The 20,838-nt window shown below is 63.2% G+C and carries 16 protein-coding genes; 3 read left to right on the forward strand and 13 right to left on the reverse strand.

The features are described 5' to 3' along the window. Positions 1-10 precede the first annotated feature (10 nt). The gene (locus CXY70_RS16685; protein ID WP_233205992.1) at positions 11-1,174 is read right to left on the reverse strand and encodes a serine/threonine-protein kinase; all 1,164 of its coding nucleotides are present in this window, start codon (positions 1,172-1,174) and stop codon (positions 11-13) included. Between the two features lie 278 nt (positions 1,175-1,452). On the opposite strand from CXY70_RS16685, the gene CXY70_RS16690 reads away from it, so the two are divergent. Both CXY70_RS16690 and CXY70_RS16695 read left to right on the forward strand, forming a co-directional pair. Beyond that, a complete protein-coding gene (locus tag CXY70_RS16690; protein WP_146066171.1) occupies positions 1,453-1,863 on the forward strand; it encodes a hypothetical protein in 411 nt (136 codons plus the stop codon). Continuing rightward, a complete protein-coding gene (locus tag CXY70_RS16695) occupies positions 1,848-2,213 on the forward strand; it encodes an EAL domain-containing protein (RefSeq protein WP_233205993.1) in 366 nt (121 codons plus the stop codon). The genes CXY70_RS16690 and CXY70_RS16695 overlap by 16 nt, the downstream gene beginning before the upstream one ends. Here the strand turns inward: CXY70_RS16695 and pilO are convergent. The 12 genes from pilO to rpoB form a co-directional block, all read right to left on the reverse strand. Continuing rightward, complete coding sequence (gene pilO / locus CXY70_RS16700; RefSeq protein WP_104193436.1) at positions 2,200-2,880, reverse strand: type 4a pilus biogenesis protein PilO; 681 nt, start codon at positions 2,878-2,880, stop codon at positions 2,200-2,202. The genes CXY70_RS16695 and pilO overlap by 14 nt on opposite strands. Then, positions 2,877-3,545, reverse strand: a complete 669-nt coding sequence (locus CXY70_RS16705; protein ID WP_104193437.1) for a hypothetical protein — start codon at positions 3,543-3,545, stop codon at positions 2,877-2,879. The genes pilO and CXY70_RS16705 overlap by 4 nt, the downstream gene beginning before the upstream one ends. Next, positions 3,542-4,630 (reverse strand): type IV pilus assembly protein PilM, encoded by a 1,089-nt coding sequence (gene pilM / locus CXY70_RS16710; protein WP_104193438.1) that lies wholly within the window; start codon positions 4,628-4,630, stop codon positions 3,542-3,544. The genes CXY70_RS16705 and pilM overlap by 4 nt, the downstream gene beginning before the upstream one ends. Positions 4,631-4,636: 6 nt before the next feature. Further along, the gene (locus CXY70_RS16715; RefSeq protein WP_104193439.1) at positions 4,637-6,043 is read right to left on the reverse strand and encodes a polymer-forming cytoskeletal protein; all 1,407 of its coding nucleotides are present in this window, start codon (positions 6,041-6,043) and stop codon (positions 4,637-4,639) included. Further along, the gene (locus tag CXY70_RS16720) at positions 6,034-6,561 is read right to left on the reverse strand and encodes a hypothetical protein (RefSeq protein ID WP_146066172.1); all 528 of its coding nucleotides are present in this window, start codon (positions 6,559-6,561) and stop codon (positions 6,034-6,036) included. Before CXY70_RS16720 ends, CXY70_RS16715 begins: the two co-directional genes overlap by 10 nt. Positions 6,562-6,608: 47 nt before the next feature. Continuing rightward, a complete protein-coding gene (locus CXY70_RS16725; RefSeq protein ID WP_104193441.1) occupies positions 6,609-7,040 on the reverse strand; it encodes a type II secretion system protein in 432 nt (143 codons plus the stop codon). Positions 7,041-7,151: 111 nt separating this feature from the next. Continuing rightward, a complete protein-coding gene (locus CXY70_RS18560) occupies positions 7,152-7,592 on the reverse strand; it encodes a type IV pilin protein (protein ID WP_104193442.1) in 441 nt (146 codons plus the stop codon). A 149-nt stretch (positions 7,593-7,741) separates the two neighbouring features. Continuing rightward, on the reverse strand, positions 7,742-8,971 hold the full coding sequence (locus tag CXY70_RS16735; protein WP_104193443.1) for a type II secretion system F family protein: 1,230 nt from the start codon (positions 8,969-8,971) through the stop codon (positions 7,742-7,744). Continuing rightward, complete coding sequence (locus tag CXY70_RS16740) at positions 8,971-10,200, reverse strand: type IV pilus twitching motility protein PilT (protein WP_104193444.1); 1,230 nt, start codon at positions 10,198-10,200, stop codon at positions 8,971-8,973. Before CXY70_RS16740 ends, CXY70_RS16735 begins: the two co-directional genes overlap by 1 nt. An 18-nt stretch (positions 10,201-10,218) precedes the next feature. Beyond that, positions 10,219-11,889 carry a GspE/PulE family protein gene (locus CXY70_RS16745; protein ID WP_104193445.1) on the reverse strand — a complete coding sequence of 557 codons (1,671 nt, stop codon included), beginning with the start codon at positions 11,887-11,889 and terminating at the stop codon, positions 10,219-10,221. Between the two features lie 227 nt (positions 11,890-12,116). After that, the gene (locus CXY70_RS16750) at positions 12,117-16,040 is read right to left on the reverse strand and encodes a DNA-directed RNA polymerase subunit beta' (RefSeq protein WP_104193446.1); all 3,924 of its coding nucleotides are present in this window, start codon (positions 16,038-16,040) and stop codon (positions 12,117-12,119) included. Positions 16,041-16,082: 42 nt separating this feature from the next. Further along, the gene (gene rpoB, locus CXY70_RS16755; protein WP_104193447.1) at positions 16,083-19,574 is read right to left on the reverse strand and encodes a DNA-directed RNA polymerase subunit beta; all 3,492 of its coding nucleotides are present in this window, start codon (positions 19,572-19,574) and stop codon (positions 16,083-16,085) included. Between the two features lie 341 nt (positions 19,575-19,915). On the opposite strand from rpoB, the gene CXY70_RS16760 reads away from it, so the two are divergent. Then, entirely contained in the window at positions 19,916-20,800 is an 885-nt protein-coding gene (locus tag CXY70_RS16760) for a spermidine synthase (protein WP_104193448.1), read from the forward strand. Positions 20,801-20,838 lie beyond the last annotated feature (38 nt).

Here is a 20,838-nt window from a genome sequence, read left to right on the forward strand (position 1 = left end):
ACCCTGCCCATCAGATCACACCGGCGATCATGAGGACACCGATGGTGGCGCAGACGCCCGCGACGACGGCGCCCGACAGAACCAGACCCAACGTGAGCGGCGTAAATCGCGTGCGCCCGGTGTCGTGATCGCCGAGCAGGGTGCCCTCGCGGGTCTGGGATGCCGGGCGGCGAGGGTTGCGCCTGGCGCCAGGGCGCAGGGTGGGGATAATGACATCGGAGATGACAGCGCCGCGAGCTTCGTGGTTGTCAAAGTCCACCGGTGCACCAGCGGATGCCCAGGCTTCGTCGGCTACCTCCAGCGCGGTGAGGGGCAGCCCGAGGTCCCGCTCCACGCGCTGCAGGTCGTGGGCACATTCGAGCATGCTCGTTTGGCGGGCCGCGGGGTCACGACTCATCATGCGGGCGAGGGCACTATCGAGGGAGGCGGGAGCATCCGCTCGCCCGATGCTGGTGTATTTCGCTCGGCCAATGCGCTGTTTCAGTTGCACGCGCGACCCGTTGGAACCCGCGGGCAGTTCGAACGGCGCCCTGTCGGCCAGAAGCGAGTAGATGGTGGCGCCGAATGACCAGACCTCGGTCGCTACCGTGCCGGTGGTGCGTTCGTCGACGACCTCGGGTGCGCTCCAGGGCAGCGACATGGCGAACAACTCGTCACGAGCGCCGCCGGCCAGGGAGGCGGCGATGCCGAAGTCGCCGAGCACCGGGCCTCCGAAGGTGGTGGTGAGAATGTTGGACGGCTTGATGTCGCGGTGCAGCACCTTGGAGCGATGCGCCGTCTCAAGGGCACAGGCGATACGCACGGCGACGCTCAGCACGGTCGTTATCGGAAGCGGTTCCGCACGTTCGCGAGAGGAATAGGAGCCGGGGCAGAATTCCATGACCAGGTACGGGCGGCCATCGGCAGAGATGCTGGCGTTATACACGGTGAGAATGGACGGATGCGAGCTGAGCCGCGCCATGACATCGGCTTCGGCGTTGAATGAGCGCAACACGTCGTCGTCGACGACGTCCTGCAGCAGCACTTTGACCGCAACGGAACGGCGGGGCATGTTCTGTTCGAATAAAAAAACGTCGGCAAATCCGCCGGTACCGAGGGGGCGCACGTAGGTGTAGCCCGACAAAACGGGCGGAGCAGAGGGAAGCCGCCTACCCATCGTTCCCCCGACCTGCATTGTTTCTATGGTGCGTCTTTGTGTTGGCTCGCAAAGACTCAGCTGGTCTCGAGATCAAGCTTAACGATGCCGCCCGACCCCCTGGCCGATCGGGGCATGTGGTACACCCCCAAAATGGGGGTGTACCCGCTCTGGTTGAGACTTCGTCTCTGCGTAGTTGGCCCGCAAATGAACGGTGCTCCGTTCCCGGTGGCGCCCTGGCAACCATCATCGGTGCGCTGACACTCCTTGACGCACTGCTCGTCACGGAACGAACGGCCGAATTGGCTGAGACCGCGATGCGGCCGAATGCACTTGTGCGGCTCGCCCCAACTGGGTGCACCGCCGAGCACGAAGCATCCACCTCCCGTGCCCGGTTCGAGGCAGCTTTCGAGTCCTCTCCCCTGAAAACGGCCATCATCACCCTCGACGGTTACGTTGTCGAAGGCAATAAGCGCCTGTTTGACATTGCCGGTCCCTCCGAGCGCGTGCCCAACAAACTCATCGAAAGCATTTTCCTCCCCCTCGAAACCGACGGTGCGAGCACGACCTACCTGCCCACAGCTGGACCCGACGGACATCGGCCGAACACCGGCATCGTCATGCCCTGCGACTTCGGCGCCATCGTTCGCCTTGCGTTGCAAGTGTCCGGGCTTCCCCGCACCGGCTCTGCCTCGAGTCAACCGAAAGCGAGGTGGTCGAGGCGATAGATTCTGCCGCCGCGACTCTTCAGGAACTCAGCGAGCTAGGGGTGCGCTGGGCTATCGATGATTTCGGTACCGGGTATTCATCCTTCACTCAATTGCGCACATTTACCTTCGACTGGCTCAAGATCGGTATGACATTCATCCGCGGCATCGAAAAGTCCAGCCGTGAGCGCGGCATGGTGGAAGGAATCTTCAGGCTGGCCGAAGGTATCGAACGGAGGGTCAGCACGATCTATTGCGCGAGATGGGATGCCGGTACGGCCAGGGTTATTACTTCTCCCGGCCATCACCCGCTGCCCAGCCCACCCTCGTCTCGCACACGTGACGGCCGCTGCAACCTCAGCCCGCGTTGAGAAGCACGTAGACGATCCCCGCGATTTGGCCCGTCACCAGGTCGGGAGTATCAGCACTGGGCATACCCGAGCTGAACGAGGTAACCGTCATCAGGCGCTGTGCGTTTTGCACGCCGTCAAGAAATTCCAGCACGGCATCGAAACTGCCGGCGACGGAGATCGTGACCGGCACGGCAATGAAATTCTCGGCGGTCACCAGCTGGCTCGGCGCCGCTGAACCAGCCCCGTCGGTGCCCGGCGCGGTCGAGTCCGGTGCGGTCGAGTCCGGTGCGGTCGAGTCCGGCGCGGTAGTGTCGGGCACGGTCGTGTCGGGCACGACCGGCAGGTAAGGCATCGCGTCGGCCGACGAGAACTCAGTCACAGTGACCGACGTGCGACCGGCGATAGCATCGAGCTGGCCGATAAAAGCGGGAAGGGCCGCGCCCCCCGGGATTGCTGCCCGCAATACTGCAAGTTCGTCCTGCACTGTTTCCAGGCCGTCGAATTGACGCTGCAGGGCCGCGAGTTGCAGCTCGTAGACCTCGTTCTGGGCGAGGGCTGCGGTTCGGGTCGCGCGGGTGGCGCTCACCTCTTCCAGCTTGGGCGATATCCCGAGGGTGAACCCGGCCAGCACGACGAGCGCGATGACGAGCATCGCCCCGACCAGCCACCACTTGGTCGTCGTCACTGACTGACCTCCGCTTCTGCGAATCGGTTGGAGAACGCCTCGGCATTGACGTGCAGGGTGAGACTGACCTCATACGCACCGGAGTCGAGCATCGCCACCCGGGTCGGGGCGCTGTCGGCGTACCCGGGCAGGGTCGCCATCGCCTCGAGCCAAACGGGAACACTGGGCAAGGTCGGACTGGTCAGGGTGAGGCTGATCGTCGCCACCCGGAACGGCTGAAGCGGCACGGTCGCCTGCACGTACGGCACCCACGGCGAACCTGCGTCGAGAACCACGGCGCCGATCACGACGTCGCCGGGCAGCCGAGCGCGAATCTGCTGCAGATAATCGGCCCAGTCGATATCAACGGATGTCGCCAGCCGGCGGGCAGTGACGGTCGCGTCGGCCTCCTCCTGCGCCCGACGCACCTCGATGTATTCGCCCTGCGCCGCCAAAAGTTCGGTCGTGCGCGCCTGCACGACGGCGAGGCTGGCCTGGCTGCGCTCGGCTTCCCAGGTGGCGGCCGCGATGCCGGCGCCCGTGACGAGCACGACTGCGACGACCGCGACGGCAAGGCCTCGCCGCAGCCGGCGCTCTTTGTGTTCCGCCGTGATTTCGGGCGGCAGCAGGTCGACCCGGGGGTCACCGCCGATGACCGGGTCGTGAACTGTCTTCGGCGCACTCATGGTGTGCGTCCCAGAGCGAGGCCAAGGGCAACGAGATAGTCGCCGCCCGAATTCGCCAGCCGCTCGGCGTCGACTCCCCGACCAACGGCGAGGCCACCGGTCGGGTTCGGCGGTGCGACCGGCAATCGGGTGAGTTCGGCGAGTTGCGCGGCAAACCCGCCCAGCCGTGCTCCACCCCCGGTGAGAACGATACGGGTCACGGGCAGGTCGCTCCGGGTGTGGATGAAGTAGTTCACGGTGTTACGCAGGCTGGCGAGCAGTTCACTCACGCCCTCGTGAATGACGAGCGCGGCAGTCGCCGCGATATCGGCCGGCTCAGCGGCATCCGCTGACCTGCCCGGGAGCGACCCACTTGAGCCGATGCTGGAGGCGCGTTTAAGGGCCTCCGCTTGATCGACGGGCAGGTCGAGCCGCGCCGTGAGCGCCTGGGTGAGGTCGTCACCGCCTGCTGGAATGAGCCGCACGAACTGGGGCACTCCGCACGCGGTGATCACGATGCTGGTTGTACCGGCTCCGACGTCGATCTGCGCCACCACATCGTCGGCGGGGCGGCCCCGACGAATGGCACGGCTGAGCGCGAACGGAATCAAATCGACCGCGACCGGGTTGAGCCCGGCCAACTGCACCGCCCGAACGTTTCGCAAAACCACTTCCTTGACCGCGGCGATCAGCAGTCCGTTGAGCTGCGGCCCCGACGGGCCATCGCCGGGAACGGCCTTGATCGGGTAAAAGTCCAGCAGGGCCTCAGACACCGGAACGGAAAGCAGATCCTGCACCTGAAACGGCAACGACTCACGGATGCCGCGAATCGACTGCGCCGGAACGGTCAGATCTCGAGCAACCACCCGATGGTTTCCCATGCCGATGACGACATTCTTGCTGGTGAATTTGCCACCCGCCCACAACCGTTTCAGCTGCGAGGCGACCGTGTTGGGCTCGAGTACCTCGCCGCGTCCCACGGCGCCGTCGGGCAACGCCTCCTCATGGAATCGCACAATGGTCGGCTGCTCCCGGTCAGCATCGGCCAGTTCGACCGCCCGCAGCGAAGCCCGGCCAATGTCGATGCCGACGACGTGGCGCGTCATGGTGTTCTATCCATTGCTCAGGTCCCTCAGTGACGTCATGTTTCCCAGCCGGGGAACAGCGCCAGCCGAGCCGCCTCCGGTCACCGTGCCCGTGTCGAGGTCGATTCCCGGCAGGCCGAGCGGCGCAGATTCGAACCGGGTGTTGTTTTTGAAGTCGTTGGCCCCGTTCGCATAGAGCTGGCCGCGCCACTCGAAATTATTCATGGCGTTGAACCGGCAGGGTGTGTAGGTCATGGCGTCGAGTGTGGGCGCTACCGTGAAACTGTTCTTCATCAAGAAGTCGCCCTGCGACGCGTTGCAGGTGGGCAGACTGTCGGCCACCAGGTCGGGCGTGATGAACCAGACTTTGTGTCGAGACGTCGATGAGGACTGAAAATGCACGTTGTTGACGAAGGTGTATTTATTGGCGAATATCACGACATCGGAGGTGAGCTTGACCGTGCCGACGGCCGTGACACCGGAGGCACACGCAGCCAGAGCGTTGATAATGACGGGTTTGCCACCGTTCGCGGCCGCAGCTAGAGTGCTCGCGTCGATGGTGCAGCCAGCACCGATTGACGAAACCTGATAGGGCACTCCGCTGGCGTCGATCCAGTCGCCCGGTGTGTAATTGAGATCGACCCAGGGCGGCACCGTGGGAATCGGTGTTCCGACGGTATAGCGCGTGTAAACGCCGCCGATCCTGCTGGCCCGTTGGGCCGCCGTCAGGTTCACGCTCGCCGCGGTGAGGTTGCCCGTTACGGCGCCGAGTGTCGCGGCGCCGGTGGCCCACGCGTTACCCTCGATGGAGCATCCGCCGATATTGAGGCTGCCGGCCGAAACGACTACATCACCCTCGATCACCGTGTTATTGGAGCACGATACGTTTCCATTCTTTACCTGGATGGCCGCCCGACCCGACTCGGCCACCAGCAGGTCGGCATTGTTCATGAACACGACCCCGCCATAGAGGTACATGGCAGCGCCGCTCGGCTGCACGCCCGGGGGCACGGCTGACTCGTACTCGAAGATCGCCTCGACCCGGGCTCTATCCGACGCCGCCCCGGTCAGCGAGCTGCCGGTCGACTCAACGCGCAAGCGCACAGCCGCGACGCCGGCGGCGGGGCAGCCCGCCACCCAGACGTCGTCGGTCGAGCTCAGGGAATATGCCACCTCGGCTGTGAATTGCGGCGAGGATCGCGAGTAGCTCGGCAGGCAAGTGCCTTGGGTCAAACTAAGCTCGGCCGCGCTGACACCGCTTTCTGCGGCCGCCACCGATTGCACCGAGGCGCGGGTGCTTTCAGTGAAATCAAGCGCATTTAGAGTAGCCGCGGTCAGTGTGAGAGTGATCACGATCATCACGCCCATGACGCCGATCACCGCCATGAGTGCGCTGCCGTCCTCACCGCTGGCACCGTCGCGTCTCACAAGCATGGCTCACCAATCGTCGCGAGTGTGCGCGGCGTCACCGTTGTGTTGACGACCACGGGTTTTTGCGCGCCGGCGTCGAGGGTGAGGGCTACGGTGATGCGGTCGTTTACCCCGCCGAAGACCACCACACCGGTCGTGCTAATGCCGTCGCCCAACTTGATCCAGCTTCCCCGATCACCAGAGACGGGTGCGGTGATGAGACTCGCCGGTGAAGTGCGCTTCGTGTACAGCGAGCCGCCGTCAGCCGGAGTGTAGAACCATGCCTGGCACGACCAGACCACGGGGGTGGCGCCGCCCGCGGTTCGCGCCACCAGAAACTGGGTGTCGTCGATGCTCTGCAGCGAGACCTGCGACGCGTTACGCACCCCGACCTGCACCGAGCGGCTGATCAGCTGTCCGAGGTTGGTCGCCTCGGTCGTGCTGCGCACGTCCCGTTCTGTTCCCACCGAGCTGATCAGCATGCCGCCGATGATCGTGAGTACCACCACGGTAAAACTCATGTAGACAAGAAGTTCGATCAAGGTGTATCCCGAGTCCAGGGGGCGCGAAGCTGACGTCGCGCAGCAAGTCATGGCGCATCCAACAGAATGAGGGTTTCCGCGGCAGCCAGTTCGTCGTTCGACCCGACGGCCGACGCCCACACCCTCATCTGCACGACGCGTAGGTAAGGCTCGGCGCAGACGTCGGTGGACGGCAGGTTGAGCCTCAAGTGCGGTTGCAGGAAACCACGTTTCGTTTCCACCGCCGCCGGAACACTCGCGGTGACGGCCTTGACCGCTGAGCAGCTCGACCCGGCCGCCCCGACCCGCTCCAGTTGCTGGGCAACAACCTGGGTCGCCTCGGCGATGGTCACGTTCGTGTCGGAGACGCGCACACTCTGCACGAGAATCGGTAGAAAGGCGACGGCTAAGAGTCCGATGAGGAACATGCCCACGACAATTTCGACCACCCCGAATCCACCCTCATTGCACGAATTCGAGCGACGCGGCAAATCGGGCATGCTCGCCCCCTTCGGCGGATCGTAGCGTTGCAACGAGAATGGATGGATTGGGCGGGTTCACAAGACGAATGCAGGGTGGGGAGCCACTTCTGACACCCCACCTTGCACCGACTACGGGGTCGCGACGCCTGAGACGCAGGTCCCTTGCAGGGCAGCACCGTTGTCGTCAATGGCGAAGATACGGGCAGAGCCATCGAACTGGCCAAAGATGCAGAACGCTGTCGCTGAACCAGTGAGCTTTACGGTGACTTCGTCGCTCTTGGTATAGGCGCTCGCCGTGAAGCTGCCATCAGCGCCGGGCGTCGGGAAGGTGCTGGTGACCATCTCGGCGACCACGGCGGTCTTCGCCTGGGTGATCTGGGCCTTGACGGCGCTGTCCTTAGCGCCCTCCTGCTGGTTGAGGAAGATCGGAATCGCCACGGCGGCGAGCACGCCGATGATGAGCACGACCACGAGCAGCTCGATGAGGGTGAAGCCCTGTTGCCGTTCTCGAATCGCCGTGCGGGTGCGGGAGAGTGCGTGCAGGGTACGGTGGATCAGGGGTCGGATCATGAGCGTGGTTTCCTTATGCTGTGGAACTGCTGCGGGCTGGGAAAAGTGGGAATATGGGAAATGTGACATTCTCACTTGCTCTGATCTTACGGTTTTCCACCCTTAATTGGGGGGTATCTCGAAAACTTATGCCAGCAATCTCAGACCGGCTATTTCACGTATTCAAAGATGCTGAACATGGGCAGATAGAGGGCGACGATCATGCCGCCGATCACCACTCCGATGAACGCGATCATCAGCGGCTCGATGAGTGCCGTGAGCTGCTCGGTGGTGGCCTGCACCTCCTGGTCGTAGAAGTCAGCAACCTTGGCGAGCATCTGCTCGAGGGCGCCCGCGTCTTCGCCGACGGCGATCATCTGCACGACCATAGGGGGAAAGATCGGCGCCTGCGCCAGCGGCCCGGCGATCGACCCGCCTTGGCGCACCGACCCGGCCACCTTGCGTAGCGCGGATTCAATCACCCAGTTTCCGCTCGTCTCGCCGACAATGGCCAGCGACTGCAAGATGGGTACGCCGGCGGCGATCATGGTCGAGAAGTTTCGGCTGAACCGCGCAATGGCGAGCTTCATGAGCAAGGGCCCGAACACCGGCAACTTGAGCTTGAACGGGTCGACCCGGCGACGAACCGCTTCGGTGTTCTTGTTGGTGCGCCACCAGAACGCAAAGGCGGCGCCGAGCACGAGCAGGAGCGGCCCGAGCCACACCATCATGCTCGACAGCACCACGAGAAACTGGGTCGGCAGCGGCAACTCCCCGCCGAGGCCCACGAACATTTTCTCGAACACCGGCACGATGAAGATCAGCATGCCGATTACGGCAAGCACGGCCATGATGAGCACCACGACCGGATAGGCGAGCGCTGATTTGATCGTGTCGCGCAGCTTCACCTCCGACTCGAAGTTGGCAGCCACCGAGGTGAGGGAGCTTTCGAGAAAACCGCCGGTCTCCCCGGCCCGCACGAGGTTGATCATGATCGGAGGGAACACCGTGGCGTGTTTCATCATCGCCTCGGAAAGCGACGACCCGGTCTCCACTTCGGTGCGAATGGTCGCCAGAATGCGGGCGAGTTGGGCGTTCTCGGTCTGCTCCGACAGGATGCTCAGGGTACGCAGCAGGGACAGACCGGCACTGGTCATGGTTGCCATCTGTCGACTCATGACGGCGAGGTCCTTCAGCCCGACACCTTTGCTGAGACCGGGTATGCGCACCTCGCGTTTCAGCCCGGTACCCACGTTGACCTCGGCCACCGAGATCGGCGCGAGCCCCATACCGCGCAGGCGCTGCATGGCGGCGTTCTCCGAGGCCGCATCCAATCGGCCGGTTACAATCTTGCCCACCGCGGTGCGGCCCTTGTAGGCGAAAACGCCACTGGCAGTCATTACTGCTCCCGGTTCGAGTACGAGTCACCGAAGTCGATGCCGTCATACCCCGACGGCCCGGCGGCGACGTCAGTGCTGTCCGATTTGCGAATCAACTGGGCGAGGCTGACCTGGTCCTGCGCCTTATCCGCGGCGGCCTTGCGGGTGATCGACCCGGCGTTGACGAGATCGGCGAGGTGCTGGTCCATTGTGTGCATGCCCAGGGCTCGTCCGGCCTGCATGGCAGAAGCGATCTGGTAGGTCTTGCCCTCGCGAATGAGATTGGCGACGGCCGACGTGACGATGAGTATTTCGGTCGCGACGACCCGGCCGCCACCGACCTTCTTCACCAGGGTCTGGCACACGACGCCCTGCAGGGTCGCGGCCAGCTGCGCCCGCACCTGCCCCTGCTGGTACGGCGGGAACACGTCGATAACCCGGTCGATGGTCTGGGCGGCATCCTGGGTATGCAGGGTCGCGAACACCAGGTGACCCGTCTCGGCTGCGGTCAAGGCCACCGAAACCGTCTCGAGGTCGCGCAGCTCGCCGATAAGAATCACGTCGGGGTCCTGCCGCAGCACGTGCTTGAGAGCGGATGCGAAACTGTGCGTGTCGTGGCCGACCTCACGCTGGTTGATCAGGGATTTCTGGTGCTGGTGCAGAAACTCGATCGGGTCTTCCACCGTGACGATATGGTCGGCACGGGTGCGGTTGACCAGATCGATGAGCGAGGCCAGGGTCGTTGATTTGCCCGATCCGGTGGGACCGGTCACGAGCACCAGGCCTCGGGCCAGCTGGGCGAACTGGGCCACCGCATCGGGCACACCGAGCTCGCTGAGCTGTTTGATCTCCCCCGGAATAAGACGAAACGCGCCGCCCACGCTTCCCCGTTGCTGAAAGTAATTCACCCGAAACCGGGCTCCCGCGGTCGTGTACGCGAAGTCGAGCTCGAGTTCCTCTTCGAACTGGCGCCGCTGTTCGGTGGTCAGCAGGCTGAACAACGCCGTGGCGACCTTGTCACGCTTCCACACCGCGGCTCCCGCAATCGGCCGCAGCCCGCCGTCGAGGCGGATGCACGGCGGCGCACCCACCGTCACGTGCAGGTCGGAGGCGCTCTGAACGACGACCTCGCGCAGCGCCGCGACCAGCGCGGGGTCCGGCCCGACGTCGAGATCCGGGTCGTCGATCGGCCAGCTTTTCGCAGCGACGCCCGGCAGCGTGACCGGAATCTCGTAAATTTCCTGACTCATCGTGACTGTCCTTTCGACCTAAGCGACCACTCGCAGAATTTCGTCCACCGAGGTAAACCCGAGTCCGACTTTGGCCCAGCCATCGTCCCGGAGACTGACCATTCCCTGCTCCTGGGCGGTGTGCGCGATCTCAGCGCTCGACGCACGCGCCACGCACAGCCGTTCGATCTCCTCGGTCACCGTCATCACCTCGTGCACGGCAAGCCGCCCGCGGTAGCCGGTATTGGAGCAGCTGGCGCATCCGTTTGCTTGGTAGATGACGGGCAGCGCCAGCCCCGACTCGAGCGGAAATCGCAGGTGTGCAAGCTGCTCCCGGCTCCGAAGGTCCGGCAGTTTGCAGCGTTCGCACAGGCGGCGGGCCAGGCGCTGGGCGACGACGCAGTCGAGCGCGCTGCCCACCAGAAAGGGTTCGATTCCCATTTCGGTGAGGCGCGTGATCGCGCTCGGCGCATTGTTGGTGTGCAGGGTGGAGAGCACGAGGTGCCCGGTGAGCGCTGCCTCGATAGCGATCTGGGCGGTCTCGTGGTCGCGAATCTCGCCGAGCAGAACGACATCGGGATCGCACCGCAGAATGCTGCGCAGGGCACTCGCGAAGGTGAGTCCCGCCTTCGGATTCACCTGCACCTGATTGATGCCGACCATGCGGTACTCCACCGGATCTTCGACGGTGATCACGTTGATCTCCGGGCGAGCCACCGAATACAGGGTCGTGTACAGGGTCGTCGACTTGCCAGACCCGGTGGGCCCGGTCACCAGAATCATTCCGTACGGCTTCGAGTAGGCCGTCTTGAAGGCGTCAAAGTTGTGGTCGAGCAGGGAGAGGTCGCGCAGGTCCATGCTCGTGGTCGCATTGTCGAGGATACGCATGACGACTTTCTCGCCCCAGACCGTCGGCAGGGTAGCCACGCGCAGGTCGATCTTGCGGCCACCGTGGCTGACCGACATGCGGCCATCCTGCGGTTTGCGGCGCTCGGCGATGTCGACGTCGGCCATGATTTTCAGGCGGCTGATGACGCCGTTTTGAATGCTCTTCGGGGCGCTCGGCATCTCGTGTAGAACACCGTCGATGCGGTATCGCACTCGCAGGCTGGCTTCACCGGGTTCGATGTGGATATCGCTAGCCTTGTCCTGAATGGCCTGGCTCACCAGCAAATTAACGAAGCGCACAATGGGTGCGGCATCGTCGCTCGCCTCATCGGACGCCTCAGACGCCGACTTACTCGAATCGTTCTCCTCCTCGAGTGCGGTGGTGAGGTTACTGAGTTCATCATCGGCGCGATGAAAGCGCGCGATCGCAGAGAGCAGGTCGCTGCGTTCGGCCACCACCGGGGACACTCGCAGTCGAGAGGCTTCACCGACATCGTCGAGCGCGAACACATTGCCGGGGTCGACCATAGCGAGTACGAGCCGCCCGCCGTCAATTCCGATCGGCAGCACTTCGTGTCGTCGACAGACCAGCGGCGACACGAGGGCGAGGGCGCTCGCCTCGACCGCATACTCGAGCAGTTCGACAAAGGGGAGGTTGGCCTGGGCGGCTCGCGCCTTCGCGAACTGCAGCTCGGTGATCACTCCGCTGTCGACAAGCCGCCGAACAGCGCCTTCATCGGCTGGATCCCCCGCTAACAGGGTGTCGAGAGCTTCGATCGGAAGCAGACCGTGCAGAATAAGAATCTCGGTCAGGGTTGCCACGCGGTCCTCCCCCGAACTGGTTACATGTACTCTAAAACTCGAGTATACGTCCCCCGCGCCCTCTCCCCGACCGACCCTTTTGCGGACGGGGCCCGGGCGGCCCAGGGCGGCGCACGGGCGGGCCTGCGGCATCCGCTCACCAGCCCGCAAAGGTCACTTAAACGACGGATGGCCCCTGCCGAAGCAGGGGCCATCCGTGTAGAACTGCCGATCAGTTATTCGAGCTGCTAGTTGTACGTACCCGGACTCAGGTCGTCCGACGAGAAGCTGTCGAAGTCGACGAAGCTCAGGTCACCCTCATTGAACGTGGCATCTTCGGTGAAGATGCGGTTCGGGTAACGCTCAGCCTTGGCTTCCTCCGTTGCCTCGACGCTAACGTCGCGGTAGCGGGGAAGGCCGGTACCGGCCGGGATCAACTTACCGATGATGACGTTCTCCTTGAGGCCCATCAGCGGGTCGCTCTTGCCCTCCATGGCCGCCTGGGTCAGAACCCGGGTGGTCTCCTGGAAGGAAGCGGCCGACAGCCAGGACTCGGTCGCCAGCGATGCCTTGGTGATACCCATGACCTCCTGGCGAGCGGATGCCGTCTTCTTGCCCTCGGTGAGCGCGGTGCGGTTGAGGTCGTTGTACTTCAACCGGTCAACGAGCTCGCCCGGAAGCAGCCCGGTGTCTCCGTGTTCAACGACGGTCACCTTGCGAAGCATCTGACGAACGATGACCTCGATGTGCTTGTCGTGAATCGGTACGCCCTGCGAACGGTAGACCTCCTGCACACCGGAGACGAGGTGCTTCTGCACCGCGCGAACACCCTTGACGCGAAGAACTTCCTTCGGGTCGACGGCGCCGATGATGATCTGCTGTCCGAGGTCGACGTGCTGGCCATCCTCGACCAGGAGGGTCGAACGCTTCAGCACCGGGTAGGCGATTGCTTCGTCGCCATTGTCGGGAGTCAGGATGACCTTGCGGCCCTTGTCCGAATCCTCGATGGTAATGCGTCCGGCGGAGTCGACGATGGGTGACGCACCCTTGGGGGTACGCGCCTCGAACAGCTCCTGGACACGCGGCAGACCCTGGGTGATGTCGTCAGCGGATGCCGACCCACCCGTGTGGAAGGTACGCATGGTCAGCTGGGTTCCGGGCTCACCGATGGACTGCGCGGCGATGATACCGACGGCCTCACCGATGTCGACAAGCTGTCCCGTGGCGAGCGAACGGCCGTAGCAGACCGCACACACACCGACGGCCGACTCACAGGTGAGTACCGAGCGCACCTTGATGGTTTCGACACCACCGGCGATGAGCTTGGCGATGAGCACGTCTCCGACGTCGTCTCCGGCGTCGGCGATGACCTCACCGACAGCGTTGACCGCAGCTGCGGCCAGGCTGCGGGCGTAGACCGCGTTCTCGACGTTGAAGTCGACCAGAAGGCCGCCGTCTTCGTCGCGCAGGAGCGCACCGGTCGTTGCATCGGTTCCGGCGATGGGCAGTTCGAGACCCTTCGTCGTTCCGCAGTCGTCTTCGCGGATGATGACATCCTGCGAGACGTCCACGAGACGACGGGTGAGGTATCCCGAGTCGGCGGTACGCAGAGCCGTGTCGGCCAGTCCCTTACGAGCACCGTGAGTAGCAATGAAGTACTCGGCGACGGACAGGCCTTCGCGGTAGCTCGAGATGATCGGGCGAGGGATGATCTCACCCTTCGGGTTGTTCACGAGGCCTCGCATGCCGGCGATGTTTCGCACCTGCAGCCAGTTACCACGAGCACCAGAGGTGACCATGCGGTTGATGGTGTTGTCGGCCGGGAAGTTCGCCTGCATTGCTGCGGCGACGTCTTCCGTGGCACGAGTCCAGATCTGGATCAGCTCCTGGCGACGCTCGAGGTCGGTCGTGAGACCCTTCTCGAACTGCGCCTGAACCTTGGCAGCCTGCTTCTCGTAACCGGCGACGATCTCCTTCTTGTTCGGAGGCGTCAGGATGTCGCTGAGCGCAACGGTCACGCCGGAACGGGTTGCCCAGTAGAAACCGGCATCCTTGATCCGGTCGAGGGTTGCAGCGACCTCCACCTTGACGTACCGCTCCGCGAGGTCGTTGACAATGGTCGACATGGTGACCTTGTTGGCAACGTCTTCGAAGTACGGGTAGTCAGCCGGAAGCGCCTCGTTGAAGATGGCGCGACCAAGGCTCGTGGTGACCAGAACGGTTCCGACAGCCTGGCCGTTGACCAGTTCGACGCCCTCGGGCTGGGTGCCCTCGGTGAAGAACTTGTCGGTCAAACGGATGCGCACCTTGGCGTTCAGGTCAAGCGTCTTCTGGTCGAACGCGAGGATGGCCTCTGACACGGTGGAGAATGCGCGGCCTTCTCCGACCACACCTTCCTTCATCGTGGTGAGGTGGTGCAGACCGATGATCATGTCCTGGGTGGGCAGGGTCACCGGGCGGCCGTCGGAGGGCTTGAGGATGTTGTTCGAGGCGAGCATCAGGATGCGTGCCTCGGCCTGGGCCTCAACAGAAAGCGGAAGGTGGACGGCCATCTGGTCACCGTCGAAGTCGGCGTTGAACGCCGCGCAGACGAGCGGGTGCAGCTGGATTGCCTTACCTTCAACGAGCTGAGGCTCGAAGGCCTGGATGCCCAGGCGGTGCAGGGTGGGTGCACGGTTGAGCATGACGGGGCGCTCGCGGATGATCTCCTCGAGCACGTCCCAGACCTGCGGGCGGCTCCTCTCGACCATGCGCTTGGCGGCCTTGATGTTCTGAGCGTGGCTCAGATCGATCAGGCGCTTGATCACGAACGGCTTGAACAGCTCGAGTGCCATCTGCTTGGGCAGACCACACTGGTGCAGCTTGAGCTGCGGGCCGACCACGATGACCGAACGGCCCGAGTAGTCCACGCGCTTGCCGAGCAGGTTCTGACGGAACCGACCCTGCTTTCCCTTGAGCATGTCGCTCAGGGACTTCAAGGCACGGTTACCGGTACCGGTGACCGGGCGACCGCGACGACCGTTGTCGAACAGTGCGTCGACGGCCTCCTGCAGCATCCGCTTTTCGTTGTTCACGATGATCTCGGGAGCACCGAGGTCAAGCAGACGACGCAGGCGGTTGTTGCGGTTGATCACACGACGGTAGAGGTCGTTCAGGTCGCTTGTGGCGAAACGGCCACCGTCGAGCTGCACCATCGGGCGCAGTTCCGGCGGGAGCACAGGTACGACGTCGAGCACCATTCCGGCCGGCGAGTTGCCGGTCATGATGAACGCGTTCACCACGCGCAAGCGCTTGATGGCACGGATCTTCTTCTGACCCTTGCCCTCGGCGATCTGCAGGTGCAGGTTCTCGCTCTCGGTGACCAGGTCGAAGGCCTCGAGGCGCTTCTTGATGGCTTCGGCGCCCATGTAGGCCTCGAAGTACATGCCGAAACGGTCCTGGAGCTCATGGAAGACGGAATCTTCCGGCTTCAGGTCGCCGACCTTGAGGGTGCGGAAGTCTTCCCACACGCGCTCGAGGTGAGCGATCTGCTCATCCAGGGACTTGCGAACCTGGCCCATTTCCTTTTCAGCGGCGTCTTTCGTGCGCTTCTTCTGATCGCTCTTGGCGCCTTCGGCCTCCAGTGCTGCGAGGTCGGTTTCGAGGCGCTGCAGGCGATCAGCGATGCGCGAGTCGCGGCTGGACTCAATGGTCTTGAGTTCGAGACGCAGCTCGTTCTCGAGGCCAGGCATGTCCTGGTGGCGACCGTCTTCGTCAACCGTGATGACCATGTATGCGGCGAAGTAGATGACCTTTTCGAGGTCCTTCGGAGCCATGTCCAGCAGGTAACCGAGACGCGAGGGCACACCCTTGAAGTACCAGATGTGCGTGACCGGGGCAGCAAGTTCGATGTGGCCCATGCGCTCACGGCGCACCGACGACTTCGTGACCTCTACACCGCAACGCTCGCAGACGATGCCTTTGAAGCGAACACGCTTGTACTTGCCGCACGAGCACTCCCAGTCCCGTGAGGGTCCGAAGATCTGTTCACCGAACAAGCCGTCTTTTTCCGGCTTGAGCGTGCGGTAGTTGATGGTTTCGGGCTTCTTGACCTCACCGTGCGACCAACGACGGATGTCGTCAGCGGTAGCCAGGCCAATACGAAGCTCGTCAAATGTTGTTACGTCGAGCAATTTCTCTCCTTGGAAAGTTTTCGAAGTTTCTTTGGTCCGGGCTTAGATGTCGTCGATGGACGACGACTCAAACCGGGTGGAAATGTTGATGCCGAGCTCTTCCGCAGCACGGAACACCTCGTCATCCGTGTCGCGCAGGCTCACTGCGGTGCCATCGGCCGAGAGCACCTCGACGTTCAAGCACAGCGACTGCATTTCCTTGATAAGAACCTTGAAGCTCTCGGGAATACCGGGTTCCTGGATGTTCTCACCCTTGACGATGGCTTCGTACACCTTGACGCGGCCGAGGATATCGTCAGACTTAATGGTCAGGAGTTCCTGCAGGGCGTAAGCGGCTCCGTATGCTTCGAGCGCCCACACCTCCATCTCACCGAAACGCTGTCCACCGAACTGCGCCTTACCACCCAGCGGCTGCTGCGTGATCATGGAGTACGGGCCGGTCGAACGTGCGTGGATCTTGTCGTCGACGAGGTGGTGGAGCTTCAGGATGTACATGTATCCAACGGACACCGGCATCGGGAACGGCTCGCCGGAGCGGCCGTCGAAGAGCTGGGTCTTTCCGGTGGAACCGATGAGGCGTTCACCGTCGCGGGTCAGAGTCGTGGAGTCCAGAAGACCCTCGATCTCGATCTCGAGCGCACCGTCGAATACCGGGGTGGCGACCTTCGTGCCGGGGGCGGCGCTGAAGGCGTGCTCCGGAAGACGGGCAGCCCATTTCGGCTTACCCTCGACGTTCCAGCCCTGCTTCGCAATCCAGCCGAGGTGTGTTTCGAGCACCTGGCCGAAGTTCATGCGACCGGGGATACCGAGCGGGTTGAGGATGATGTCGACCGGGGTTCCGTCGGCGAGGAACGGCATGTCCTCGATCGGCAGAATGCGGGAGATGACACCCTTGTTGCCGTGACGGCCGGCGAGCTTGTCACCCTCAGTGATCTTGCGCTTCTGGGCGATGAACACGACCACGCGCTGGTTGACGCCCGAGCCGAGCTCGTCGTCGCCGTCCTGCGAGTCGAACACCTTGACACCGATGATGGTGCCGCGCTCACCGTGGGGAACCTTCAAGCTCGTGTCGCGAACTTCGCGACTCTTCTCGTTGAAGATGGCGCGCAGCAGACGCTCCTCGGCAGAAAGCTCGGTCTCGCCCTTGGGCGTGACCTTGCCGACGAGGATGTCACCGGGGCGAACCTCGGCTCCGATGCGAATGATGCCACGCTCGTCGAGGTCGGCGAGGAAGTCCGGAGACACGTTGGGAAGGTCGCGAGTGATCTCTTCCTTACCCAGCTTGGTGTCGCGGGCATCCACTTCGTACTCTTCGATGTGAATCGAGGAGAGGGTGTCGTCTTTCACCAGGTTCTGGCTCAGGATGATCGCGTCCTCGAAGTTGTAGCCTTCCCACGGCATGAATGCCACGAGCAGGTTTTTTCCGAGGGCAAGCTCGCCCTGGTCGGTGGCGGGTCCGTCGGCGATGACCTCGCCGGCTTCGATGCGCTCACCGGCGTTGACGATCACGCGGTGGTTGAAGCTCGTGCCCTGGTTGGAGCGCGAGAACTTGCGCAGGTAGTAGTCCTGCGTGCCGCCCTCATCGAGCTGAATGGTGACGACGTCGGCCGACACCTCGGAGACCACACCGGGCTTGGCTGCGGTGAGCACGTCGCCGGCGTCGATGGCCGTGTAGACCTCCATGCCGGTTCCGACGAGCGGGCTGTCGGAAAGTAGCAGCGGCACCGCCTGACGCTGCATGTTGGCGCCCATGAGCGCGCGGTTTGCATCGTCGTGCTCGAGGAACGGGATGAGGCTGGTCGCGACCGACACCATCTGGCGCGGCGAGACATCCATGTAGCCGATGTCTTCAGCGGGAACGAGGTCGACCTCGCCACCCTTCTTACGAGCGAGCACGCGGGCCTCGGCAAAGTGCGAGTCCTTCGTGAGCGGCGCGTTGGCCTGGGCGACGATGAAGTCGTCCTCTTCGCTCGCGGTGAGGTAGTCGATCGTCTCGGTGACCTTGTTATTGAGCACACGGCGGTACGGCGTCTCGATGAAGCCAAACGCATTAATCTGCGCGAACGAGGCGAGCGAACCGATCAGGCCGATGTTCGGGCCTTCCGGGGTCTCAATGGGGCACATGCGGCCGTAGTGCGAGGGGTGAACGTCTCGCACCTCGACGCCGGCGCGGTCACGGGACAGACCACCCGGGCCCAGCGCGCTGAGGCGACGCTTGTGCGTGAGGCCTGCGAGTGGGTTGTTCTGGTCCATGAACTGCGAGAGCTGCGACGTACCGAAGAACTCCTTGATCGCGGCGACGACGGGGCGCACGTTGATCAGGGTCTGCGGAGTGATCGCTTCGATGTCCTGCGTGGTCATCCGCTCGCGAACAACGCGCTCCATCCGGGACAGGCCGGTGCGCACCTGGTTCTGGATGAGCTCGCCAACGGCACGGATCCGACGGTTACCGAAGTGGTCGATGTCGTCGATGTCGATGTTGATGTCGGTCATCTTGCCGTCGCGCAGGCCCGGAAGGGTGGTCTGGTTGTCGTGCAGGGCGACGAGGTACTTGATGGTGGCCAGGATGTCCTGGAGCGTCAGTACGGAGTCACTCAGCGGGGCTTCGAGGCCGAGCTTGCGGTTGATCTTGTAACGACCAACCTTGGCCAGGTCGTAGCGCTTGGAGTTGAAGAAGAAGTTGTCGAGCAGCGCACGCGCAGCCTCGGCGGCAACCTGCTCGCCGGGACGAAGCTTGCGGTAGATGTCCTTGAGGGCTTCTTCCTTGGTGAGGATGTTGTCCTTCTCGAGGGTGAGCTCGATGGACGCGTAGCCCTTGAACTCCTCGAGGATCTCTTCGGAAGTGAGGCCGAGAGCTTTCAAGAACACGGTCACGGACTGCTTGCGCTTGCGGTCGATGCGCACGCCAACCTGGTCGCGCTTGTCGATCTCGAATTCAAGCCAGGCACCACGGCTCGGAATGACACGGGCGGAGTAAATGTCCTTGTCAGACGTTTTCTCCTGCTCGCGGTTGAAATACACTCCCGGGGAGCGCACCAGCTGCGACACGACGACACGCTCGGTGCCGTTGATCACGAAGGTACCCTTGGGGGTCATCAACGGGAAGTCGCCCATGAACACGGTCTGAGTCTTGATCTCACCGGTGAGGTGGTTCATGAACTCAGCGTTCACGTAGAGGGGTGCGGAGTAGGTCTTACCCTTTTCCTTGCACTCATCGATGGTGTACTTCTCCGGCTCGAGCTCCGGGTTGGTGAACGACAGCTGCATCGTTTCGCCGAGGTCTTCGATGGGAGAGATCTCCTCGAAGATCTCATCGAGCCCGGTGCGATTCGGCAGGTCCTGGCGTCCGGCTTTCTGGGCCTCGGCGACGCGAGCCTTCCAGATGTCGTTGCCGACGAGCCAGTCGAAGCTCTCGGTCTGCAAAGCAAGCAGATCCGGAACGTTCAAGTGGTCGCTGATCTTTGCGAACGACAGACGCTCAGCTGAGCGGCCGTTCTTGGGTGAATTGGTGGTTGCGTTGCGCGCAGCAGCCAAGGAAATAACCTCCGTGGACCCCGTCAGGTCTAGTTACTGTTATTGGTGATGACTCCGCAGACCCTCGTAAGAGGTGTGCCTCAAGGTGGCTTGAACACGCAAAGCCGACCGCAATATGAAGGCATAGTTTGTCTGGGAGCGCAAGGATCAACTATATGCCCCCTTTTGCGACATGTCCACCCCAATCTTGCGAATGTGCAAATTCTCAGGTATAACCCGTCGCACTACTCACCGTGACAGCGCAAGAAGTATCCGCTTGGCAACCGCAAAGCGGTACTTTGTACGCTCTCGGAACGGATGGTGGGCGCAGATCGAGCGCAGCGAGGGCGCAGACTGGAACTATGAGTACTGGGCGTAAGGGTGAGGCAACGGACGGGCATCCGTCTGTCGTCTTGAAGTTAAGCGGACACACGGCGGTGATCGAACCGGATCGGTTCACCCCCGGCAGCTTTCAGCTCGTCGTCGACGGCACGCCGCAGTCGCATGTGAACATCGACCACCCCGATGAGTTGTTCTTCGAGTACATCCAGCGCATCGGGCACGTGATCGACCTGCTCGGCGACCCGCACGAGCCAATCACCGCCGTGCACCTCGGTGCGGGTGCACTGACCCTGCCGCGCTATGTGGAGGCGACCCGGCCGGGCTCCCGCCAGCAGGTCGTCGAGATCGAGAGCGACCTGATCGACCTCGTGCGGCAGGTTTTGCCGTGGGACAAACGGGCCCAGCTGCGTGTGCGCCACGGCGATGCCCGCGAGGTGCTCGGCAAGCTGCCCGCCGGGCTGCACGGCGCGGTCGACCTCGTCGTGGTCGACATCTTCTCGGGGGCGCGCACCCCGAAACACGTCACAAGTCGCGAATTCTTTGCTCTTGCCGCTCCCCTGCTGTCGCCGCGCGGCGTGCTCGCCGTCAACGTAGCGGATGGCCCCGGCCTCGCGTTCGCGCGTGGCCAGGCCGCAACCCTCTCGGCCGTGTTTCCGCACGTGATCGGATTTGCCGAGACACAGGTGCTCAAGGGCCGCCGCTTCGGCAACATCGTCTTCGTCGCAGCGCATACCCCGATTGACCTCAACTGGATCCCTCGGCTGCTCGCGAACGGACCGCATCCGGCAAAGGTGATCGAGGGTGCGGAACTGAAAGCGTTCATGGCCGGTTCACTCGTGGCGACGGATGAGACCTCCACGCAGTCGCCCCTGCCCGGTCGCACCGTCTTTCAGATCGGGCACTAGCCTGCGACCGGTTTCGCGGTCGCGGCAGTACTCTGGGG

The sequence above is a fragment of the Cryobacterium sp. Y82 genome (genome assembly GCF_002929495.1).
GTDB lineage: Bacteria > Actinomycetota > Actinomycetes > Actinomycetales > Microbacteriaceae > Cryobacterium > Cryobacterium serini.

Excerpts from the sequence above, each read along its gene's own strand:
- CXY70_RS16685 (WP_233205992.1), bottom strand. The coding sequence starts at position 1,174 with ATGCAGGTCGGGGGAACGATGGGTAGGCGGCTTCCCTCTGCTCCGCCC.
- CXY70_RS16690 (WP_146066171.1), top strand. The coding sequence starts at position 1,453 with ATGCGGCCGAATGCACTTGTGCGGCTCGCCCCAACTGGGTGCACCGCC.
- CXY70_RS16705 (WP_104193437.1), bottom strand. The coding sequence starts at position 3,545 with ATGAGTGCGCCGAAGACAGTTCACGACCCGGTCATCGGCGGTGACCCC.
- pilM (WP_104193438.1), bottom strand. The coding sequence starts at position 4,630 with ATGACGCGCCACGTCGTCGGCATCGACATTGGCCGGGCTTCGCTGCGG.
- CXY70_RS16715 (WP_104193439.1), bottom strand. The coding sequence starts at position 6,043 with ATGCTTGTGAGACGCGACGGTGCCAGCGGTGAGGACGGCAGCGCACTC.
- CXY70_RS16725 (WP_104193441.1), bottom strand. The coding sequence starts at position 7,040 with ATGCCCGATTTGCCGCGTCGCTCGAATTCGTGCAATGAGGGTGGATTC.
- CXY70_RS18560 (WP_104193442.1), bottom strand. The coding sequence starts at position 7,592 with ATGATCCGACCCCTGATCCACCGTACCCTGCACGCACTCTCCCGCACC.
- CXY70_RS16735 (WP_104193443.1), bottom strand. The coding sequence starts at position 8,971 with ATGACTGCCAGTGGCGTTTTCGCCTACAAGGGCCGCACCGCGGTGGGC.
- CXY70_RS16740 (WP_104193444.1), bottom strand. The coding sequence starts at position 10,200 with ATGAGTCAGGAAATTTACGAGATTCCGGTCACGCTGCCGGGCGTCGCT.
- CXY70_RS16760 (WP_104193448.1), top strand. The coding sequence starts at position 19,916 with ATGAGTACTGGGCGTAAGGGTGAGGCAACGGACGGGCATCCGTCTGTC.